General features: G+C 43.7%; 18 protein-coding genes and 1 riboswitch. Of the genes, 4 read left to right on the top strand and 14 right to left on the bottom strand.

All coding sequences use genetic code 11. The features are described from left to right. Positions 1-603 precede the first annotated feature (603 nt). The 6 genes from gldN to VK179_07645 form a co-directional block, all read right to left on the bottom strand. Positions 604-1,464 (bottom strand): gliding motility protein GldN, encoded by an 861-nt coding sequence (gene gldN, locus VK179_07670; protein HLO58604.1) that lies wholly within the window; start codon positions 1,462-1,464, stop codon positions 604-606. Between the two features lie 20 nt (positions 1,465-1,484). Further along, the gene (gene gldM / locus VK179_07665; protein ID HLO58603.1) at positions 1,485-3,161 is read right to left on the bottom strand and encodes a gliding motility protein GldM; all 1,677 of its coding nucleotides are present in this window, start codon (positions 3,159-3,161) and stop codon (positions 1,485-1,487) included. Between the two features lie 22 nt (positions 3,162-3,183). Beyond that, a complete protein-coding gene (gene gldL / locus VK179_07660) occupies positions 3,184-4,119 on the bottom strand; it encodes a gliding motility protein GldL (protein ID HLO58602.1) in 936 nt (311 codons plus the stop codon). 35 nt (positions 4,120-4,154) lie between these two features. After that, a complete protein-coding gene (locus VK179_07655; GenBank protein ID HLO58601.1) occupies positions 4,155-5,495 on the bottom strand; it encodes an SUMF1/EgtB/PvdO family nonheme iron enzyme in 1,341 nt (446 codons plus the stop codon). 45 nt (positions 5,496-5,540) lie between these two features. Beyond that, positions 5,541-6,488: a type IX secretion system membrane protein PorP/SprF gene (locus VK179_07650; protein ID HLO58600.1), complete on the bottom strand. Its 948-nt coding sequence runs from the start codon at positions 6,486-6,488 to the stop codon at positions 5,541-5,543. 250 nt (positions 6,489-6,738) lie between these two features. After that, a complete protein-coding gene (locus tag VK179_07645) occupies positions 6,739-9,513 on the bottom strand; it encodes a DUF3352 domain-containing protein (GenBank protein HLO58599.1) in 2,775 nt (924 codons plus the stop codon). A 71-nt stretch (positions 9,514-9,584) separates the two neighbouring features. Between VK179_07645 and VK179_07640 the strand changes: the two genes are divergently transcribed. The 3 genes from VK179_07640 to VK179_07630 all read left to right on the top strand — a co-directional run bounded on the left by VK179_07640 (position 9,585) and on the right by VK179_07630 (position 12,414). Then, entirely contained in the window at positions 9,585-11,366 is a 1,782-nt protein-coding gene (locus VK179_07640; protein HLO58598.1) for a Na/Pi cotransporter family protein, read from the top strand. Continuing rightward, positions 11,311-11,988: a uracil-DNA glycosylase gene (gene ung / locus VK179_07635; protein HLO58597.1), complete on the top strand. Its 678-nt coding sequence runs from the start codon at positions 11,311-11,313 to the stop codon at positions 11,986-11,988. The genes VK179_07640 and ung overlap by 56 nt, the downstream gene beginning before the upstream one ends. Before the next feature lie 132 nt (positions 11,989-12,120). Further along, complete coding sequence (locus VK179_07630) at positions 12,121-12,414, top strand: hypothetical protein (GenBank protein ID HLO58596.1); 294 nt, start codon at positions 12,121-12,123, stop codon at positions 12,412-12,414. Positions 12,415-12,753: 339 nt separating this feature from the next. On the opposite strand, the gene VK179_07625 is transcribed toward VK179_07630, so the two are convergent. Next, positions 12,754-13,938 carry a homoserine dehydrogenase gene (locus tag VK179_07625; protein HLO58595.1) on the bottom strand — a complete coding sequence of 395 codons (1,185 nt, stop codon included), beginning with the start codon at positions 13,936-13,938 and terminating at the stop codon, positions 12,754-12,756. A gap of 100 nt (positions 13,939-14,038) precedes the next feature. Next, positions 14,039-14,144: riboswitch (SAM riboswitch) on the bottom strand. A gap of 103 nt (positions 14,145-14,247) precedes the next feature. On the opposite strand from VK179_07625, the gene VK179_07620 reads away from it, so the two are divergent. Continuing rightward, positions 14,248-14,589, top strand: coding sequence for a DMT family protein (locus VK179_07620; protein HLO58594.1), 342 nt, complete (start codon positions 14,248-14,250; stop codon positions 14,587-14,589). Between the two features lies 1 nt (position 14,590). Here the strand turns inward: VK179_07620 and VK179_07615 are convergent, their stop codons facing one another. The 7 genes from VK179_07615 to sufB form a co-directional block, all read right to left on the bottom strand. Further along, positions 14,591-14,971: a T9SS type A sorting domain-containing protein gene (locus VK179_07615; GenBank protein ID HLO58593.1), complete on the bottom strand. Its 381-nt coding sequence runs from the start codon at positions 14,969-14,971 to the stop codon at positions 14,591-14,593. A 291-nt stretch (positions 14,972-15,262) separates the two neighbouring features. Further along, positions 15,263-15,583, bottom strand: coding sequence for an SUF system Fe-S cluster assembly protein (locus VK179_07610; GenBank protein HLO58592.1), 321 nt, complete (start codon positions 15,581-15,583; stop codon positions 15,263-15,265). An 18-nt stretch (positions 15,584-15,601) separates the two neighbouring features. Then, a complete protein-coding gene (locus tag VK179_07605; protein HLO58591.1) occupies positions 15,602-16,036 on the bottom strand; it encodes a SufE family protein in 435 nt (144 codons plus the stop codon). A gap of 50 nt (positions 16,037-16,086) precedes the next feature. After that, positions 16,087-17,307, bottom strand: a complete 1,221-nt coding sequence (locus VK179_07600; protein ID HLO58590.1) for a cysteine desulfurase — start codon at positions 17,305-17,307, stop codon at positions 16,087-16,089. Positions 17,308-17,319: 12 nt separating this feature from the next. Then, a complete protein-coding gene (gene sufD, locus VK179_07595) occupies positions 17,320-18,684 on the bottom strand; it encodes a Fe-S cluster assembly protein SufD (GenBank protein HLO58589.1) in 1,365 nt (454 codons plus the stop codon). 13 nt (positions 18,685-18,697) lie between these two features. Continuing rightward, positions 18,698-19,447 carry a Fe-S cluster assembly ATPase SufC gene (gene sufC, locus VK179_07590; GenBank protein ID HLO58588.1) on the bottom strand — a complete coding sequence of 250 codons (750 nt, stop codon included), beginning with the start codon at positions 19,445-19,447 and terminating at the stop codon, positions 18,698-18,700. A 56-nt stretch (positions 19,448-19,503) separates the two neighbouring features. Continuing rightward, the gene (sufB, locus tag VK179_07585; protein HLO58587.1) at positions 19,504-20,952 is read right to left on the bottom strand and encodes a Fe-S cluster assembly protein SufB; all 1,449 of its coding nucleotides are present in this window, start codon (positions 20,950-20,952) and stop codon (positions 19,504-19,506) included. Positions 20,953-21,001 lie beyond the last annotated feature (49 nt).

The raw sequence follows: 21,001 nt of genomic DNA, 5'->3' as shown, positions 1-21,001 counted from the left end.
TCGAAACTGAAGTAAGAGCTAAAGAAGCAAAAAGGGTTAAACCGGCTTTTTTCAGGTTGATTTGATTCTGTGTTTTCATTTTTTTTAGTTTTTAAGATTAATCAGGTTGTGACTACCTAATTACATCTTCCGTGCCAAAGTTTATAAAACACAGAAAAACAATACTATACACCTATTTTCACCTGAAACCAACCTCATTCAAAAGTGTTCCGAATCCATTCACTTGGTGTACGGAACCGGACAGGAGGTTCCTCCGTCTGTCGGAATGACATGATTTAGGAATAAATATTCAAGGGATAGGTTCCTCCCTTCGGTCGGAATGACAAGGTCGTATGTAAGTATGCGGGGGGAATTTCGAGGCGGCAAAGCCGCCTCGAAATTCCCCCCGCTGTGCCCTCCCGGACCTGCTGTCATTTCGAGCGAAGCGAGAAATCTGAAAAATGTCCCTATTGTCCCTAACGTCCCTAAACCAACGCCGAACAAGGACCACCGATTTAAGAATAATGAAGATTACGTAGCAAAAAAAAGGATGCCCTTTTGGAGCATCCTCAGTATGAAGTCAACGCTGACAGGTCCTCCGGACGCTGTCAGGTTTTACATTTTCTAGTATTCCCAAAGATCGTGTTCGGTTTCAAAGAGGTACTCCTTAATGCGGTCACCTTCGAGGAGAGCGTCAATGCCTACGGAATAATCAGTTATAACGCGGTTTGAATATACGTTTGATTCTGCGAAAATATAGCTGCTGAAACGTCTCTGGATGAAATAATCGTCGAATGATATCCGCTGTGCGTCATTGTTTTCATTGAAGATCTCATGACGGGCAAACAGGGGCCTTAATTCGGGGAAATATACCCAAACGGTTTTCTTCTTAATGGGAACGTCGGTGGGCATACCCTGGTCGTCAAGTGTGTTATAAAGCCTGATCGGGCAGAGGCCGACAATACGGACATTCATAACCGACAGGTTTTTATCAAAGAACCATTTTTCTTTAACAAGTACCTGTTTTACTTCTTCCACTTTTCTTTCGTTTGTGATGGTTGTATCGATCATGTTTCCGTTCATATCCAGACGCTTAATCGTGGAAGTTCCGGCACCGAATACTTCGTCAATCTGGGTCCTGTCCAGGGGAATTGTAAATTCATTATGAGGATCGTCGGTTGAAAAAGCACGGATTCCTTCGTTATCAATACCCCAAAGAATCAGAGATGCCAAATTATAGCGGTCGTTTATGGGACTTACCGGATAATACAGGGGCAAATTCTGTTTCTGCTTCAGGTCGATTATCCTGTAGATATCTTTGGCCCACATCACATCAGCTTCGCGAAGGTACGGATACGGTACGGGGGCTTTGTTGGGAATATGCTCCCGCGTATACACCTCGGTAAGGATGTCCTGTGCTGTCATTTTTTGCGGAGCAACGGCAAGCATTGCCAAACCCATCAGTAAAAAAGCAACTCGTTTCATTTTAGCTATAGTTAATGATATTAATTCAGTTTAAAAGTTATTGAACCCAGATCCCTTGGCATACCATCGGGACCAATGGCCTTGATATCAGTAATCATTACAGGGTTCCCTTTTGGTACGTTGTTGATCAGGTTACGGATTTCCTGGGTGAATTGTGCGCCTTTTACGGGCTTTTCCTGGAGAAATCCCTGAACAACGGTTCCTACCTTATATTCTGTTACGTTAAATTTCAAGTCAAATTCAAAATCCGGAGGCATGGTGGCAATAACCCCTGCCTGTGCCATAAGCACGTTCTTGGCAATCATCCCGCCTTTTTGTCCGCCGACCGTTGCTATTGGGTCTGGAACTGCCTTTACGCGGAATTCCTTTGTTCCCACTGTTGCCCATTTGCCTTCTATTTCAGCCTGAACAGTGATCATACAGTTACCTAACCTTTTCGGGCGCATGTTATATCCATTTCCCTGTGGTTCAAGAACACCGTTTGATGCAGAGGCTTTCACCTTGTTGCTGGCTACACCTGAAACCGATATTTCAACCGGGTTGTCAACAGCAAGATAGAACACATTCATTTTGGTAGCGGCTATAGCGGTGCTGCCTTCAGCAACCGTGTACTCGGCAGAGAAAGGTCTGATAATAGGTTCTCCGCCCGGGCCTTTTATTTCAATGATACCGCCCCATGTACGGTTACCCGTTGAACTACCGGACCGCTCGTACAAACCTTTTCCGGTTCCTGCTTCAACAGGCAGTTTGGTATAATTCAATCCCTCGCGCCTTTCATACTTCTTTGCACCTGTTGAGGGGTCGGTGGTTTCAACCCAGGGCTGACTTACACCTTCCACGATGTAGATATCGGGAGCCTGCGTGGTATCACGGGCAGCTAAAAATATATTGGCTTTATAGGGATTTCCTTTTATTACATAGTTTGAACTGGCTACCACAACAGCTTCCAGCTCGTTGAATTTTACTTCACCTGCGCTGATCTGGGCATACAGGTAATTGATCATTTCAGATTCCGCATTCCGGAGATCAATCTGAAGGGATGACATGATCGCCATGAAACCCATAAGGGGTGAATGTCCGAATTTATGGAATTCCCATGAGGAAGTTTCGGGATCTAGTTTTTTTCCTTTTGCGGGAGTGGGTGGATCGGTGTCAAGGCTTTTCTCAATCGACTGACGGAGCTGTTCGGGTATTTCCTTCTCCTTTACAAGGGTAAGCATAAATTCCCTCAGGGAAGCAATGTCGTTTTTAAGTTTCCGAGCTTCACTTTTATCAGTTAATTCATCGCCAATCATAATACGTGCCGGTGTATCATAATCGGTAGTGTTCTCAATCAGGTCTCTTTCAATTGTTTTACCGTTGATAGCCTTGGATTTTCCACCTTCAGCCTGGTTAAGAACATTGATTTTGAGATCCTGGATCTTATCATAAATTTTCTGGGTACGTTCGCGGACCTCATTTGCACGGTCGCGCCACACCTGAGTCTTGGCCTGGTTTAACTGGTAAGCCTGATCAAATTCATTATAGACGTCCTTGTTCTTGTTCTCCATCGTCACCCCGGTCTTCTCCAGTCCTTCATCGATAATCTTGAACGCGTCGAGAACGCTGATAGATACATTCAGTGCCAACATAGCAGTCAGCACCAAATACATCATACCGATCATCTTTTGTCTTGGAGTCTCTTTGCCGTGTGCCATAGTAGTGACCTGTAAAGTTTAATTACTTATTAATAATCACGTTCATGGCCGACAACATATTGCCATAGATATTATTGAGGGATGACAGGTTGTCACGGAGTTTTACCACCTCTTCCTTATACCGGGAAGTCTCATCAATAGAATCCTTTAATTTGGCAATCATTTCCTCTATGCCGCTGTACACTTTCTGGGTGCCTTTGAGGTGATCGGCACCTTCTTTTACCTGCAGTTCATAAACTGCATTCAGTGCTGCCAGATTTTTGTTCAGTGCTTCAAGGTGCTGCTCGTGGGTGCGTCCCGACTGGGCAATTAAGTCCTGTTCGCCTTTCAGTGTATCTGCAATTCTCTGGTAGGAGCCTGCCACTTCACCGCCTGATTTAGCAACCTGTTCTGCCGAAGACAGATAGGCTGTGGCAAGGGAGGAGGCCGAATCCTTAATTGATTGTGCAGTTACATTATATGTTTCATTCATGCTGCCCACAGAGGTTGCAGCTGCTTTAATATTACTCAGGAATTCTTTTGTTGCTGCCGTTGCTCCTGAAATTTCAGCGATACCAGTGGCGGCGACGTTCAGTCGCTCGAGCCCGGCGCCGATATTTTTGAGAGTGTCTTCATTCAGACTGGCTTCGCCGAGAAGATTTTCGATTTTCTCAACAGGGCGACCACCCATACCGGCTCCCAATTCTTTCATTTCTTCCATTTCATCCTGCTCCGACATTCCTGCCAGTTCGGGGTAAACGAGGGTCCAGTCAAGCTCTTCATGAAGAGGCTCAAAAGCTGAGAAAAAGAAGATTACGGCCTCTGTAAGCATACCAACAGCGAGCATGAGTGTAGCGCCCTTCCAGTGGTTAATTTTAAACAAAGCGCCGACAATAACTATTGATGCTCCCCAGCCATATAATTTGGCCATGAATTTTTTCCAGCCTGAACTTTCGACAATATCTGAAATACTTGCCATGGTTTAGTAGTCTTTAAATTTACGTAAAGGTTTAGTTAAATTCCCCCAAGTACAGGTCTTACACAACGGAAACCTATATATGATTTTGCAGTATCCTGGTATTCATATGTACGGGTGCCGTTTTGCAGGAAATAGCCGATATCCTTCCATGAACCACCCCTGATAACTTTTCTTTTCATAACAGGAGGATCATCGGGACGGGCGTTATACCTGTAATCGGGATTGAGGTCATGCGAGAAAGTGATCGAAGATTCGTCAAATGCTGTGAGGGTCCACTCAGCCACGTTTCCGGCCATGTCATACAAACCATATTCATTAGGCTGGTATGTACCTACGGGTACTGTTGTTACACCACCGTCATCAGCATAGTTTCCGCGCAGCGGTTTGAAATTGGCGAGGAAGCAACCATCCTTGTTACGGGTGTAGTAACCGCCCCAGGGATACATTGAATTTTCCAGGCCTCCGCGTGCTGCATATTCCCATTCCGATTCAAGAGGCAAACGGTAATCGTGTGTGCCGGGGCTGCCGCTTGCGCGAAGCGAAGCATTCAGCAACATGGATCTCCAAACGCAGAATGCTGTTGCCTGTTTCCAGGTAACACCAACAACAGGGTAATTATCATAGGAAGGATGCCAGAAATACATCAAAGTATAAGGCTCATTGAATGAATAGGTGAAATCGGCAATCCAAACCAGAGTATCAGGATAAACATTGACAACATCACGGATGACGAACGATGAACGGTCCTTAATTTCTACCTTTTCACCCTGGTTGTTTACGATGAAACCTTCGTATTTCTTGGTATCGAAATTATACCGGTTTGCTTTACGGGCAGCCTGTTTGTAATCGATCCAGAAATATTCATACATGAGTTTGCGGGTATCGATTTCCTTTTTGTTGTAAAATCTCTCCTGCTGGTTGAGATACAAATCACTGAGAACCTGATTTACTTCCTCATCACGGGTATCAATCCGGGTTTCCCAATTGATTGCAGGAGGCTCAATTGCATTACCGTTTTCATCTTCGGTAATTACAAAATCATCCAATTGTTCGCCTAGCATTCTTCTCATAATGGAATCCCTTACCCAGAATACAAACTGACGGTACTCGTTGTTTGTAATTTCAGTCTCGTCCATCCAGAAAGGATCAACTGTAACGGTTTTGGTTTGAGAAGTCTGTGCCCATGCAACTTCCTGGTCATTTATACCCATGTTGTAGCTACCCTGGGGTACGAATACCATGCCAAAGGGATCGGGCTCGGCATAAGCTTTGGGCCTTCCTTCCACGCCGGTTAATTCACCGCTGGAACCACTTCGTCCGCAACCACTGATGATAAACAGCGCTAAAACAAATGCTAAAGAAAATAACTTTTTCATATTCAATGATGTTTGTCCAAAATAAGAAACCGTATACTCTGTTTTTTATAAATATCTGATACTTTTGTATTTCTGTGGAATCCGGTCAACCCCTATCCTGAAATCGTAGCCTACCATGATTTCATGACCTCCTTTTGTTACCCTCTGCAGTTTGGAAGTGTCGAAATCGTAAGCATAACCCACTTTAACACCATTCAAAACCGTAAGTCCCACCATACCAACTACTGCCGAGCCGAGCCTATAGGAAACGCCACCCCAGAACTTTTTATTGTACATCAATGTCGCATTAACGTCAATTTTTGTCTCTTTAGTGTCTGTCTGCAGGAAAACCGAAGGCAAAAATTCAAGTGCGGGATTCGAAAGCTGAATCGTATATCCGGCTGTCAGGTAATAATTGCGGGACTGTTTTTCAAAGGTTGAAATTCCGGTACTGCTATTTTCGTATTCAAATTTACTCTGTAAAATTCTTGTAGAGGATAGACCGACATACAATTCATCGGTACTGTAGAATATCCCGGCTCCCATGTCAACGGCAAAGTCATTTTGTTTGCCGATAGGAACATCATCATCCGTGCTCACATTCTGGTCGGGATATATCCACTCTCCGTTCACCTGCCGGTTAACGAAGTTCCCGCTTAAACCCAGACCCAATCTTCCGTTTCCAACAGAAAACTGGTAAGCGTAAGAAAAAGTAAGATCAATGTCCTTGTTGAACCCCAGCTGATCTGACCATACTGCCAGTCCCACGCCATGATGTGTGGATCCCAGCTTGAACGGTGCACTCAGATTCAGGATGAAATCCTGTGGTGCGCCTTCCATGCCTGGCCACTGTTGCCTCATGATCCCGTGTGTCGAGATCATGTCGCTGTTTCCGGCGTAACCGGGGTTTACTGAAATGTGATCGTACATATAATGGCTTACCTGTCTTTCTTGTTGCGAAAAAGCGCCGGTCAAACTAACCGAGGCGATAAAGACCAATATTAATTTTTTCATGTTTTTACAACCCTGCTTTTTACTGTTTATAAACGGCTCTGATACGCCTACATAAAAGGTAAAATAAGCAAAAATATTGTATAACAACAAATCTAAATTAACACCAATCTGTTAATAACCTTTTTCACAAGTTTCCCATATTATACTTAAATGGGGTTAGAATGTTACCCTGTGTTTGATTTTTTTCCTGCTTTTTTTACAAAATGTTGATAATGTTGTTAAAAGCAAGAAGCCATGAGGGATTCAGGGATTACTGAACCCTGTAATTATAAAGAAAATTGTCGCGACTGCCTACAACAAGATTAAAACGTGAAAGCGAATCGCCAAAATCGCCTATGCTGAATGGCGTATTGCCCTGAAGAGGAAATCCATTGTACAGCGATCCGTCATTATTCACAAGGTAAATCAGGTTCTTGTTTCGCAATACAACTCCCAGTTTTTTATCAGTAGCTGTGAACTGGTAATATTGCGGCTTTGAAGCTACCGGTTCATCAAATTTAACTGTAAATAGTTTAGACTGGTTGTTGTTGAACACTGTCATCTTTTTGTTATCCAGGAAAATGAATTCAGGTTTGTTATCTCCCGTCAGATCTTTGTAATCGAAAAAATGGCTAGCTGAATAAGTTCCCAGGTCTGCCGTTTTCACAGTGCCTGTGAAGCTTATAAAATACACTTTCCCTGTTGTATCGGTCGTTACAACTGATGGTGAGTAATCGTCGCCTGAAACATTCAATACATACTCATTTTGTGAAACAGGGAAATAGGTATCCACACTTACCCGGGTATTACCTTTCCTGTCAAGAATGTATGTTTTATACCGGTCACCGAATACAATGAAATCCTTGGTGCCAATCCTGAAATGATTGAGAGGCTTTGTCACTTCGCTTTCCGACTGTCCGAATGCCCATCCCTGCACAAGAGTGCCCTGGCGGTCGTAAGCGTATATATGCTTGTCCTCGCAGGCAATGAAGAGCCTGTAATCACGGTTACTTTCATAATCAAAAACAGCAAGTCCGTTTGTTGCCGGCGATCTCAGGGTGACCGGGAATCTTTCCACAAAATTACCGTTCCTGTCAACCAGGTAAATCTGGTTACGGGTGCTGAACATGAGCTGAAGTTTCCCGTTCCTGAAATAATCGATCTGGAAAACCTCACTGTTAATGCGGTCAGGAAGCCTTTGTTTCCATAAGATTCGGCCAACATGATTCACCAGGTAAATTGTATTATTCAGATCCTGCACGAATACTTCGTTTTGGCCGGTCTGGTGATTCAGAACAAAAACGGGTTTAAAATCGGTGAGCGTGTCAAGCCTGCTTTCCCAAACAGTTTGAGCCATTGTGCTTACCGATGAAAGATGCCTGACAAGAAAATTACTGTAAAGCATTTTATTGCTGGCAGATAACTGAAGTCCCATCAGCTGCACATTCTGAAATACAGGCATGTTTTTATTCCATGCCTTTCCGATCGTGTTTTTCAGGAAGGGGGAGTAAAACGGCTGGCTTTTACTAAGGTTGACATAAAAACACAAATTCGAACGGGGCGACAGGTTATCCCTGAATTCACCGAATGCGGCATCATGTTCAAGCGTTTTATTCAGCACAAAATTATGGATGAGTGACCTGAGCGATTGTTCCGACCCGGCAATCACCAGGAAATTATCCAGCACAGTTACATACTGTTCATCAGGTACCGTGAAGAGTCCTCCAAACACTTTGGCAGCCAGTTTCCGCACCGGCAGATGCATGATCCGGAAACTGAGATCTTCATCCAGTTTATAGGTCGTTATGTAATTTGACAGGGGCTTTGATTCCACCCTGGCCATTGAAGTCAATATATCAGTTATTTTTTGTTCAGTCTGCGTCTTGCTTTTAATTCTCATCACAAAATAACTTCCGCGAACAGAATCCATATCGGTTCCGCCGTCAAAAGCCATGGCAATTTCATTTTCCATGATTCCGGTAAAATCATCCGGGAAGTTAGTGCCGTAGGCGTTGTTTAGTGATTGCAGCGTATTCTTATAAGCTGTCAGCCGTCCCTGTTCCCGAAGAAAGTCTTCGTATTCCGATATGTATTTTGCAGGATCGGTAATAGTCAATGTAAGAAAGGAAGCTACTGTCGAGGGAAGCACCTGGTCAACGGTCATACGCTGGGGACTCTGGCTCAGCAGGACCGAAGCCATAGTTTTTACAGAATCATTTGTATTCACGAAACCATTCATCAGTAGCATATCCGAAAGCGGATTCACATCGAGTTCGGCCCAGTCGGCAAAGTTCCTGCAGGAACGGACTTCCGATTTAAAGTCGGATTTCACAAAGGCTGACAGGGTTCGCGGGAATTCGTTGAAATTGACAAAAACATTCGCGTCAACATTTTTACCGGCCGTTGCATAAATGGATGTGAAACCAGAAACCGACATCAGTGAATTACCCTGGTTCATCTGACGCACCGCATCTTCAAGAACCGTTGTGGAGAAGCTGATCATAAGAATATCCCCCCGAACGGCAAAAGAAAAATTGTTCACCTTCGATTGATTCAGAAGAGCTACCTCATGGATGTCGGTACCTTCATATTTCCTCACGGTAACTGTGCCTGAGTTTACAATCAGGCTGTTTATAAAATCAGTCACCTTCCGGCTGCTTATTCCGGCTGGCAAACGGAACACATGGAACAGGCTTATCTTTTCGTTGCCTGAAAAATGAGCTGAAATAAAATAGGGAGGATTATCAAGTATTTTTTCAATTTCAGGCACGTTCTTCATCAGCGAATCGATGAACACAACCTGTTTGTCGATCCGGTTCAACAGGGGCAAATTCCTGAGCTGCTGCCAAATTTTATACTCGGCAGATGTTTTTTCATGAAGCGCGTTAAAATCGTTAACCTTGATAATGACCGAGGCGTTCACCGGTATGGCATTGATAGGATCCGCCGATCCTGCAGGTTTTTTGAAAATTACTATAATCAGAATGATCAAAAGGAGGGCAATAAATATAAATGGTACATAAGCCCACTTATTCTTTTTTGACATGGATGCCGCAATTGTTGGTTCCTCAAAAATAAGAAATCTTTTGCTATTTTTATCTGACAAAAAAGCGCTGTGTGATTCGTCAATTCCGGAATATAAGTTTGTGTAGCACCATATTGCTGCTGGTACCATTGACGGTTCAGTCGAATGACGGAGGACTGTCATCAGGGCATGGCATCATTTCACTTGTGTCGGGATTGATTGCAGGACTGGGACTTTTCCTGATGGGTATCAAAATGATGAGCGACAGCATGACACGGTCAACCGGTGACCAAATCCGAAACCTGCTGGCCCGGTTAACCCATAACCGGATGACTGCATTCCTGACCGGTATCATAACCACAATGGTCTTTCAAAGCAGCACAGCCACCAGTGTGATGCTGATCAGCTTCGTAAATTCACGCCTCATGAAGTTCGCCAACACGGTTGGCGTTATCCTTGGCGCCGCCATAGGTGCCACTGTCACTATTCAGCTCATCGCCTTCCGGCTCACTGATTATTCTCTCACTATCGTGGCTGTCGGGTTTGTCCTGTATATCATTTCATCAAAGCCGGCCTTCCGCAGCATAAGCCTGATGATCCTGGGATTCGGCATCCTGTTTATGGGGCTTGACATGATGTCGGGAAGTATTGAACCGTTGAAACAATCTCCATTCTTCACCCGGGTTCTTTCAGAAATGGAAAATCCAATCCTGGGGTTGCTTGCAGGAGCTTTAATAACTGCACTCATTCAGAGCACAAGTGCATTCATGGGTATACTGATTGTTCTCGGGAACCAGGGACTACTATCGCTTGATGCATCCATTCCCCTGTTGCTCGGATCAAATATCGGTACTTCGGTCACTGCTTTTATTGCTGCAGCCGGAGGCTCGGGAGAAGCTAAACAGGTAGCGCTTGCACATACCCTTTTTAAAGTATTGGGTACATTATTTATAATCGCCTTTATACCCTGGTATGCTCATCTTATTGAAAAGATCACGATCAGCGACTTACCGGCACGTGAGATTGCCAATTCCCATACTGTTTTCAACGTAGCAGTAGCGTTTATTTTCCTTCCGTTCACCAATTTGCTTGCCCAACTAGTTACCCGGCTGATGCCTGCAAAAGTGGACAAGCATAAAACGCCTTCTTCATGGTATATCGAGGATGATTTGCTTCGTTCACCTTCCCTGGCACTGAGCCTTGCAAGGCAGGAAATTCTGCGCATGATGGAAATTGCTCAGCGGATGACCGAAGAGATCATTATTCCGTTTATGGAACGTAAGGCTATTATTACTGCCAGGATAAAAGAGAGGGAGAAAGAACTGAATTATCTCCGCGATGCAATCAACAAGTATCTGGTGAAGATCATCAGGCAGAATATCAGTTCTGCTGAGATCCAGGAAGCTTATGAAATGATGTATGCCGTGGATGAATTCGAACAGATCGGGGATGTTATTTCGGTGAACCTGGTTGACAAAGCTGAAAAGTGGTGTAATAACAATTATCATTTCAGTGAAGCTGGCCGCCTTGAGATCCTTGATTTTCACCAGAAAACAATGAAGCTGCTATACCAGGCCTACAGCACATTCAGTGAAAGAAATAAATCAGAAGCTGTAAGAGGGGCAAAGCGATCAAAGTCGAGTTACAGTACTTTCAGGAAGGAGTATTTTGAGCTCGAAAAACAGCATTATAACCGGCTGAAAATGGAAATCGAAGAATCGGTTGAAAGCAGCCGCACTCATATGGAAATCATTGGTTCTCTGAAAGTAATCGGGAGCCATGCCACCAACATAGCCAGGATCATTTTAAAAGAAAATCATGATACAGGTCAATCCCCAGATAGAACCCAGCTGGAAGGAAGTGCTGAACGATGAATTCGGGAAATCGTATTTCGCCGGATTAAAAGAATTCCTGCTGGAAGAACGAGAAAAATATACCGTTTTTCCGCCGGGGGGATTAATTTTTAATGCGTTTAGGCTGACATCGTTTGATAATGTAAAAGTTGTTATTATCGGGCAGGACCCGTATCACGGAGCCGGGCAGGCACACGGACTTTGTTTTTCGGTTCCCCCGGGAATTCCGGCTCCACCGTCGCTTGTCAATATTTTTAAAGAAATTGAAAAGGACCTGGGAATACCTGTACCTAATCATGGATGTCTTGAAAACTGGGCGAAACAGGGTGTACTGTTGCTCAATGCCACGCTTACTGTAAGGGCCAACCAACCGGGTTCACATCAGCGAAGGGGATGGGAGAATTTTACCAATTCAGTCATACAAAGATTGTCGGAGAAAAGAGTCGGACTTGTGTTTCTTTTGTGGGGAAAATTTGCGCAGGAAAAGGAAGCGCTTATTGATACCAATAAACATTATATTCTGAAAGCCGCACATCCGTCGCCCTATTCTGCCTATAACGGATTCTTCGGGTGCAGGCATTTTTCAAAAACCAATGAAATATTGAGAAAACACGGTATTGATGAAATAAATTGGAAAACTTAAAGGAGCAATAGTTGTTAGTGGCAAAAGAGAAAAAAATTGAAAAAAATAATCATATTTTGCTCTTGTTTATAAAAAAGAAATTTATATAAATTTACCCCCATTGAAGCACTAATTTTTAACACTTGTAAACCTGTGGCAAAGAAAAGAATAATCAAGTCATACGAGCAACTGTCGGAAGAGTTGGTAGAGAAGCTGAAAGAAAAGTATCCGGACGGTTACGAAGATCGCACCATTACTTTTACAAACCCCAGGGGGGAAATTGAAGTGGCCATTCCTTTTGAAACCGAAGATATTTACTATCTCATTAAACTTCCCCGCACTAACCCTGCGGAAGAGGAAGAGGAAACCGAATCAAACACCTTTGATGAATTTGATAATTTCGAAAGCCTCGAAATAGGAGATGACGTTTCGGAGGACGAGGAGTAGTTAGCGGATGCTAAGGCCGTCATTGCGAGGAGCATGAAAAATAATTGATTATAGCAGTTATTTATGCGACGAAGCAATCTGCCAGCACAGGAACAACATCACTTAAAGAAAATTTTAGTCAAAGTCCAGCACTCTTAATATTGTTTTGCATGTGCTGGCAGATTGCTCCGTTCGGCTAAGGCTCTGCCTTAGTCGATCCTATCTGATAAGGCTCCGCCTTATTCATGAGGCAGAGAGCTTGGTTGCCTTAGGGACGGTAGGGACAATGTGACTCGTGAAAAATCCTAAATCGTAAATCGAATCAATCGTAAATCGAATCAATCGTAAATCGTAAATCCCTTAATTCCCTTCCGTTAAAATCAAACTCACTGTCGGATCGTTGACCCATTGGGCAGCGGCTAACTTCTGAAGGTTAATCTTCCCTACTATATAATTGCATTCGGTTGACTCATGCCTTACCGAGATACTCTCAAAATCGTCCGTATCCGGTTTTATTCCCCCGTTGTAGCTGACATACACCTCAAGAAGTTTGTCCATTGAATAGGCATGGTTCAGCTTCTGATGCAGTTTCTTATATTCATACCTGTAATCATAGGTTAACGCTGATATATCCGAAAGTACCGCAGACCCGGTTGAATTTCCTCCTGCTCCCTTTCCCATGAAGAACTGGCGCTCAGAAAAAGCCCCCTCCAGGAGAAGACCGTTATATTCATAGGTAACCTTGTTAAGAGTACCCGATTCGGTTACAAGCTGCGGGATGACATAGGCGCAAACCTTATTATTGCTTTTGGCGCATTTGGCTATGAGTTTGATCCGGGCATTCTTTTCTCTTGCATACCGGATATCGGCATCCTTCAGATGATCAATACCGTAATTAAAGATATCTTCGGGTTTAAGCAGGATCCCGAAAGCATGGACAAGAATGATCAGTAGTTTATACTTCGGATCAAGTGCCTTTACGTCGAGGCTGGGATCGCTCTCGGCATATCCAAGCGCCTGTGCATCTTTAAGCGCAGATTCAAAGGGTTTGTTATTTTCAAAAATATGGGTAAGGATATAATTAGTCGATCCGTTCAGGATGCCTTCCACACTGCTCAGCAAATCATTGTCATAGTATTCCTCGAGATTCCTGATAATCGGGATGCTGGCACAACATGAGGCTTCGTAAAGAAACGGTGTGCCATATTCATTCTGAAGGTCCCGAAGTTCGGCGAAGTGTTCGGCTATCATTTTCTTGTTGGCGGATACAACCGCTTTCTTATTTTTTAATGCAGCGGATACTATTTCAAAAGCAGCATCAACCTCGTCGATGAGTTCAACTACAACATCAATTTCAGGATCCTGAAGGATATCAAGCCTGTTGGTTGTGAAGAACGAAGGATCGATGGGACGTTTCTTATCCGGGTGCTTAATACAAATTTTTTTTATCTCGGCACTGATTCCCCTTGTCTGATGCAGCACATTGTACAATCCCTGGCCCACGCAGCCAAATCCGAAAACACCAAGTTTAATATTACGCTTCATTACAGTTATATTGAAAAATTAATTCCATTGTGTTCAACAGCCCCTGTAAAATAAAAAAATCCCCCCGGTAAGTCGAAGAGATCAAAAGTATGAAACTACCGACTTATCTTTCTCCGGATTCCCGGAGCAGGAGTTAGCACCTTCTTTCATTTGAAAGGGTTGCTAAGGTTTCACAGGGCCGTACCCTCCGCCTTTCTGGATAAGCAATAATAAAATGAACTGGGACAAAGATACTATTTTTTTAAAATCAAATAACATTTTAATTTTGCCCCTCGTTTAAGTAAGCGATTTTATTGATGTTTAATTGAAATGAGAACGATAATCACTGTAGTTGCAGGCCTTACGTGCAGTAACCTGTTCATGACTTTTGCCTGGTACGGTCATCTTAAAAATATGAAAGGCCATCACTGGTTCCTGGCCGCTCTTTTAAGCTGGGGAATAGCACTGTTCGAATATCTAATACAGGTACCCACGAACAGGATCGGAAGCAGCCAGCTTACTATAGGACAGCTCAAAATCATGCAGGAGGTCATTACGTTGAGCGTATTTATACCTTTCAGCATCCTTTACCTGAAAGAGCCTTTTAAAACGAATTACCTGTGGGCGGGATTATGTATGGTGGGTGCCGTATATTTTATGTTCCGCAGCTAGATTACTTTACTATGATTTTGGCAGTAAAATTCGGTTTGCCGGCAAAACCTACCCGAACAAGGTACATACCTTTCTGAATATTATTCAGTTCAATGACTTCAGAATTGGAACCGGCAGGAAACTCCTGGTTATAGACAATTTCTCCGGTAATATTCAGAATCTGTATGAGAGTAAATGATTCTTCTGACTTGATTGTTATCCTGCCTTCAGTTACAGGGTTCGGATACATCTGGATCCCGTTATCGTTCTGACGGGGATCATCTGCGTATGACAAAGCTGAGGCATATGTTTCACTGTAAGGTACTCGCATGTGCGAATCCGCTGCGATTGCTGAACCAGCCCATACTATGAATATTGCCGTAAAGAGTAAAAAATTTTTCATAGGCTGAAATGTTCAACAAATTTAATACAAAAAGTGATCAGTTAGCCTATATTACGAAAATTCTGAACAGGTGTTTCACAATTTTTAACAGTGGATGACGTTTATCGTGGTTTAAATCTTCAGTCAGGGGTAGGTAAGGTTATCTCTTTTATTATGGGTTTTAGCCCATTTCACCGGAGAGGGCTAAAGCCCTTGACGGATGGTTATGAAGGTAACCATACCCCGGCCTGAAGGCCGGGGCTATTGAATTGTTCCCATTGGCACATTAGCCTATTGGCATATTAGCACTTACTATAGCATTCCCAATTCCAGCAGTGCCTCTTCCGACATCATCGACTGGTTCCAGGGCGGATCAAAGACGAGGTTTATTTCCACTTCGGAAACACCGGGCAAAGCGCCAACCTTTTCTTTGATTTCGATGGGCAGAGAGTCGGCCACCGGGCAATTCGGCGCTGTCAGTGTCATGGTTATCAGCACCTTGTTCTTATCGTCGGTTTCAATATCGTAAATCAATCCCAGGTCGTATATGTTCACCGGGATCTCCGGGTCATACACACTCTTCAGCACATTTACAATTTCTACCTCAAGGGATAAAATATTATCGTTTTCCATTTTAATTCACAATAAAAATCAATTCGGACTTTCATATTTTGTATGATAAGCCAGCGCATAAAGTTTGATCTGCTTGATCATCGACAGCAGTCCGTTTGAACGGGTGGGTGAGAGGTTTTGCCTAAGCCCGATCCTGTCAATGAAAAACAGATCGGCGTCCATAATCTCTTTCGGGGTGCGGTTTGAAAGCACCCTGACAAGCAGTGAAATAATTCCTTTTGTGATAATGGCATCGCTATCGGCTGTGAACTGTATAATCCCGTCTTTGTAGTCGGCGTTTAGCCATACCTTCGACTGGCAACCGTTTATCAGGTTTTCTTTCACTTTCAGTTTCTCATCAATGATGGGCAGGTCTCTGCTCAGTTCGATGAGATAATTATATTTATCCATCCAGTCGTCAAAAAGTTCAAATTCGGAAACAATTTCTTCCTGGATGTCACTGATACTTTTCAAGGTTATTTTATTTAACAGATCAAACATAGCAACCGGCAAATTTACAAAATTTAGCCAAACATCGTTTTAACCTTTCTGACGGCTTCCACCAGCGTGTCGATCTCATCGGTCGTGTTATAGAATGCCATCGATGCCCTGATGGTACCGTCAATACCGAAATGCTGCATTACCGGCTGGGCACAATGTGTGCCGGTACGCACCGCTATTCCCATTTTATCAATAACCATGCCGGCGTCATACGGATGAACACCATCGATCAGAAAGGACAGAATCGCACTTTTATGTGGTGCATTTCCATAAATGCGAATATAACCGAGTTCATTCATGCGCCGGGTGGCATAGGCAAGTAATTCCTGCTCCCATGCCGCAATTTCAGCAAGACCTAATGACTGAATGTATTTTATAGCTTCAGCCAGTCCAATGCCCCCTATATAATTGGGAGTGCCTGCCTCAAATTTAAAAGGAAGGGTATTGAAGGTTGTTTTTTCAAAAGTAACCACATCAACCATTTCACCTCCCCCCATGAACGGCGGCATTTCTTCGAGCCATTTCTCCTTACCGTATAAAATGCCTGTGCCTGTAGGCCCGTAAATTTTATGTCCGCTGAATACATAGAAATCGCAATCCATTTTTACCACGTCAACCGGAATATGCTGAACCGACTGGGCTCCGTCGACCAGAACAGGGACATTATGCCTGTGCGCAACCTGAATTATTTCTTCAACCGGATTCACCGTTCCAAGGGCATTTGAAACGTGAGTTACCGCAATGATCCTGGTTTTTACGCTAATCAGCTTTTCAAGCTGTGGCAAATCAAGCACGCCGTCATCCTTGAAAGACAGCACTTTCAAATGCGCTTTCTTTCTTTCACAAAGCAATTGCCAGGGTACGATGTTGGCATGGTGTTCCATTTCCGAAACAATGATCTCATCACCTTCTGAAACATATCGTTCTCCGAAAGAGAATGCCACCCCGTTAATTGCGGAAGTGGTTCCCGAGGTGAAGATTATTTCGTAGGGGGCACGGGCATTTATATATTCCTGAATGATCACACGGGCGTTTTCGAAATCCTGTGTGGCGAGTTCGCTCAGGTAATGAACGCCCCTGTGAATGCTGCTGTTTTTATAGGTGTGATAACTGTTGATACAGTCGATCACCCTACGGGGCTTTTGGGTGGTTGCCCCATTGTCGAAGTATACCAGCGGTTTGTCGTAAATAGTACGGCTTAAGAGCGGAAAATCATTACGGACGTCCTGTACATTGAAACTCATGATCGTGTATTATTAACCGCAACGAAGTTCACAATCGTTGCATCTTGAAAGTTCACCCCTCAGCCGTTTGTCGACAAGCTCTATAATCCTTTCTTTCAGAACAGGAAGTGAAATCTTGCTTACAATTTCATTTGCGAAGGCATACATGAGTAGGTGGCGGGCTTCGCTTTCACCGATACCCCTTGATCTAAGGTAAAACAGCGCTTCATTGTCCATCTGCCCTACTGTGGCGCCATGACTGCATTTTACATCATCGGCATAAATTTCGAGATGGGGCTTTGTATTCATTCGAGCCGTGGATGACAGCAGGATATTGTTATTTTTCTGATAGGCCTGTATTTTCTGTGCATCAGGCCTTACAAGGATTTTTCCATTGAAGGAACCGGTTGCGTCATCATCGAGAATGCCTTTGAAAAGCTGGTTGGAAGTTCCATGAGGCTTTGCGTGGTCCATCAGCACATAATTGGCGACATGCTGCTTGTCATCACACAGGAATAATCCGTTCAGACTGGTTTCTGAATTCTCACCATTCAGCACGGCATAAAAGTTATTCCGGATAAGACCACCGTGCAGCGAAACAATGCTGCTACCAAACCGGCTGTTGGCCAGCTGATGGATAAAAATATTGTTTATGTGAGTCGATTGCCCGTTTTCATTCTGCAGCCAGTCGTAGCTGATACCTGTATTATTTCCGATAAAAATCTCAGTGAGAGAATTTGTCAGAAAGCTCTGGTTGCTTAATGTATGGTCGCAAACCACAATGTTAGCCGATGAATTATCCTCGGCAACAATGAGATTTCTCCGGGTAAGCCTTAGATTTTTGTCGGAATAGCTCAGGTTGATGATCTGCAAGGGTTTCTCAAGAACGGTGTTTTTAGGGATGTAGACAAAAACCCCGTCGTGTGCGAAAAGTGTGTTTAAAGCCACCAGGCCGTCAAGTGAAGTGTCCGCATATTTTGAGTAGTGTTTTTCAAACAGGGCCGGAAATTTCAACGACGCTTCATTAAGCCCGGTTACAATCATTCCGTCAGGAAGATTACCCTGCCTGTCAGTAGAGTAAAAGAAACCGTTCAGTACAAGGATCACATGGGTGTTCAGATCGGGCACATCGCACCTGAAGATATCCTTCACATCCACTTTGAATGGATTAACTTCAAGTTCTACATCGTATTTGCCGGCAAAATATTTCTCTAGAGGCGTATATTTGTAATTCTCATTTTTTGTAGTGGGCACACCAAGCCTGTCAAAATCATGAAAGGCTTGCTCCCTGTGCAAATTGAGTATCTCTCCTGATCTTGTTTCAAGAATTCCGGTACTTTGCCTGAACAGGCTGAGCAAATCGCCTGTCAAACCAACCGAAGATGTAATATCATTCATTTACGGCCTTTCTTTATTCGTTTTCAACTTTAAGCCAGTCATAGCCTTTTTCCTCGAGTTCGAGGGCAAGTTCCTTACCACTCGATTTCACGATTTTTCCCTTGTAAAGCACATGAACATAATCGGGAATGATGTAATCAAGGAGGCGCTGGTAATGGGTGATCACTATAGTAGCGTTATCGGGCCTTCGCAATTTATTCACCCCGTTTGCTACAATTTTAAGTGCATCAATATCAAGGCCTGAATCAGTTTCATCCAGGATTGCAAGGGTGGGTTCCAGCATGGCCATCTGGAAAATCTCATTCTTTTTCTTTTCACCACCTGAAAATCCTTCGTTCACCGAACGGTTTGTCATGTTTGCGGTAATGCCGACCAGATCTTTCTTTTCACGCATGTGTTTTAGAAAGTCGGCCGCGGATATTGGTTCCATTCCCCTGAACTTGCGGTGTTCGTTAATGGCGGTCTTCATAAAGTTCACAATGGATACTCCCGGAATTTCAACAGGATACTGGAAACCTAGAAAAAGGCCTTTACGGGCGCGGTCTTCGGGACTCAATTCAAGAAGGTCTTGACCGAAATATGTAACCGAACCTTCAGTGACTTCATATAATTCCCTGCCGGCGAGAGCCGATGCAAGCGTGCTTTTGCCGGAGCCGTTCGGCCCCATGATGGCATGAACTTCACCAGCCTTAACTTCGAGATCAATACCTTTTAATATTTCTTTTCCGTCGATACTGACGTGAAGATTATTTATCTGTAACATATCTGTCTATTTACGATTTAGCGATTTACGATTTACGATTTACGATTGACAGCAGGCTAACCCACGCTTCCCTCCAATGATATAGCCAGTAGCTTCTGGGCTTCCACGGCAAATTCCATAGGGAGTTTGTTAAGCACCTCACGGGCATATCCGTTTATTATAAGTCCCACAGCGGTTTCCGTGTCGATTCCCCTCTGGTTGCAATAGAATATCTGGTCCTCGCCGATCCGTGATGTGGTAGCTTCGTGTTCAAGGACGGCCGACTGGTTTTCAACTTCAATATAAGGAAAGGTATGAGCCCCGCATTTATCGCCCATGAGCATTGAATCGCACTGGGTGAAGTTTCTTACCTTATCGGCTGTTTTCATTACTTTTACAAGCGAACGGAAGCTGTTCTGTCCGTGACCGGCCGAGATACCTTTTGAAATGATTGTGCTACGGCTGTTTTTACCAATATGGATCATTTTGGTTCCGGTATCAGCCTGCTGGTAATTATTTGTAACGGCAACCGAGTAGAACTCGCCTACCGTATTGTTGCCGCGAAGTATGCAGCTCGGGTATTTCCATGTGACAGCGGAACCGGTTTCTACCTGAGTCCACGAGATTTTCGAATTATCACCTTTGCATATTCCTCTTTTGGTGACAAAATTAAAAATACCTCCTTTGCCATTTTTATCGCCGGGATACCAGTTCTGAACCGTTGAATATTTGACCTCAGCATTTTCGAGTGCAACAATTTCAACAACGGCTGCATGCAACTGGTTTTCATCGCGCATCGGGGCAGTACATCCTTCAAGATAACTTACATAGGCATCATCGTCAGCTATCAGGAGAGTCCTTTCGAACTGGCCTGTGTTAGCCGCGTTAATCCGGAAATATGTCGAAAGCTCCATTGGGCAGCGTACACCTTTGGGAATGTAGCAGAACGATCCGTCGCTGAAAACTGCCGAATTCAGCGAGGCGAAATAATTGTCGGTATACGGAACAACAGAACCCAGGTACTTTTTAACGAGGTCGGGATATTCCCGGATTGCCTCACTCATTGAGCAGAATATAATGCCCAGTTCGGCAAGAGTATTCCTGAAGGTTGTTTTTACCGAAACGCTGTCCATTACCGCATCCACAGCTACTCCTGACAGCATTTTCTGTTCTTCAAGAGGAATACCCAGTTTGTCAAACGTTTTAAGCAGTTCAGGATCCACTTCTTCAAGGCTCTTCGGACCTGCAACCTGTTTGGGAGCCGCATAATAAATGATATCCTGGTAAGGGATTTCCGGAATTTGCAGGTGCGCCCATTTGGGCATTTTCATTGTAAGCCATTGACGATAAGCTTTCAACCGGAATTCAAGCATAAACTCCGGTTCTTTTTTCTTGGCGGAAATCAGCCTCACGACATCCTCATTCAGTCCTTTGGGTATGGTTTCCGTTTCGATATCCGTAAAGAAACCATATTTATATTCACTACCAGTAACTTCGTCTAATATATTATCTTGTGATTCAGCCATCTAACCTATAATTTATAACTCACTATTTTTCAATCACTATTAATATTTA

The sequence above is a fragment of the Bacteroidales bacterium genome, from assembly GCA_035299085.1.
Classification (GTDB): Bacteria; Bacteroidota; Bacteroidia; order Bacteroidales; family UBA10428; genus UBA5072.
Note: the sequence above shows the minus strand (reverse complement) of the source record. Positions and strands in the feature narration are given on the sequence as shown.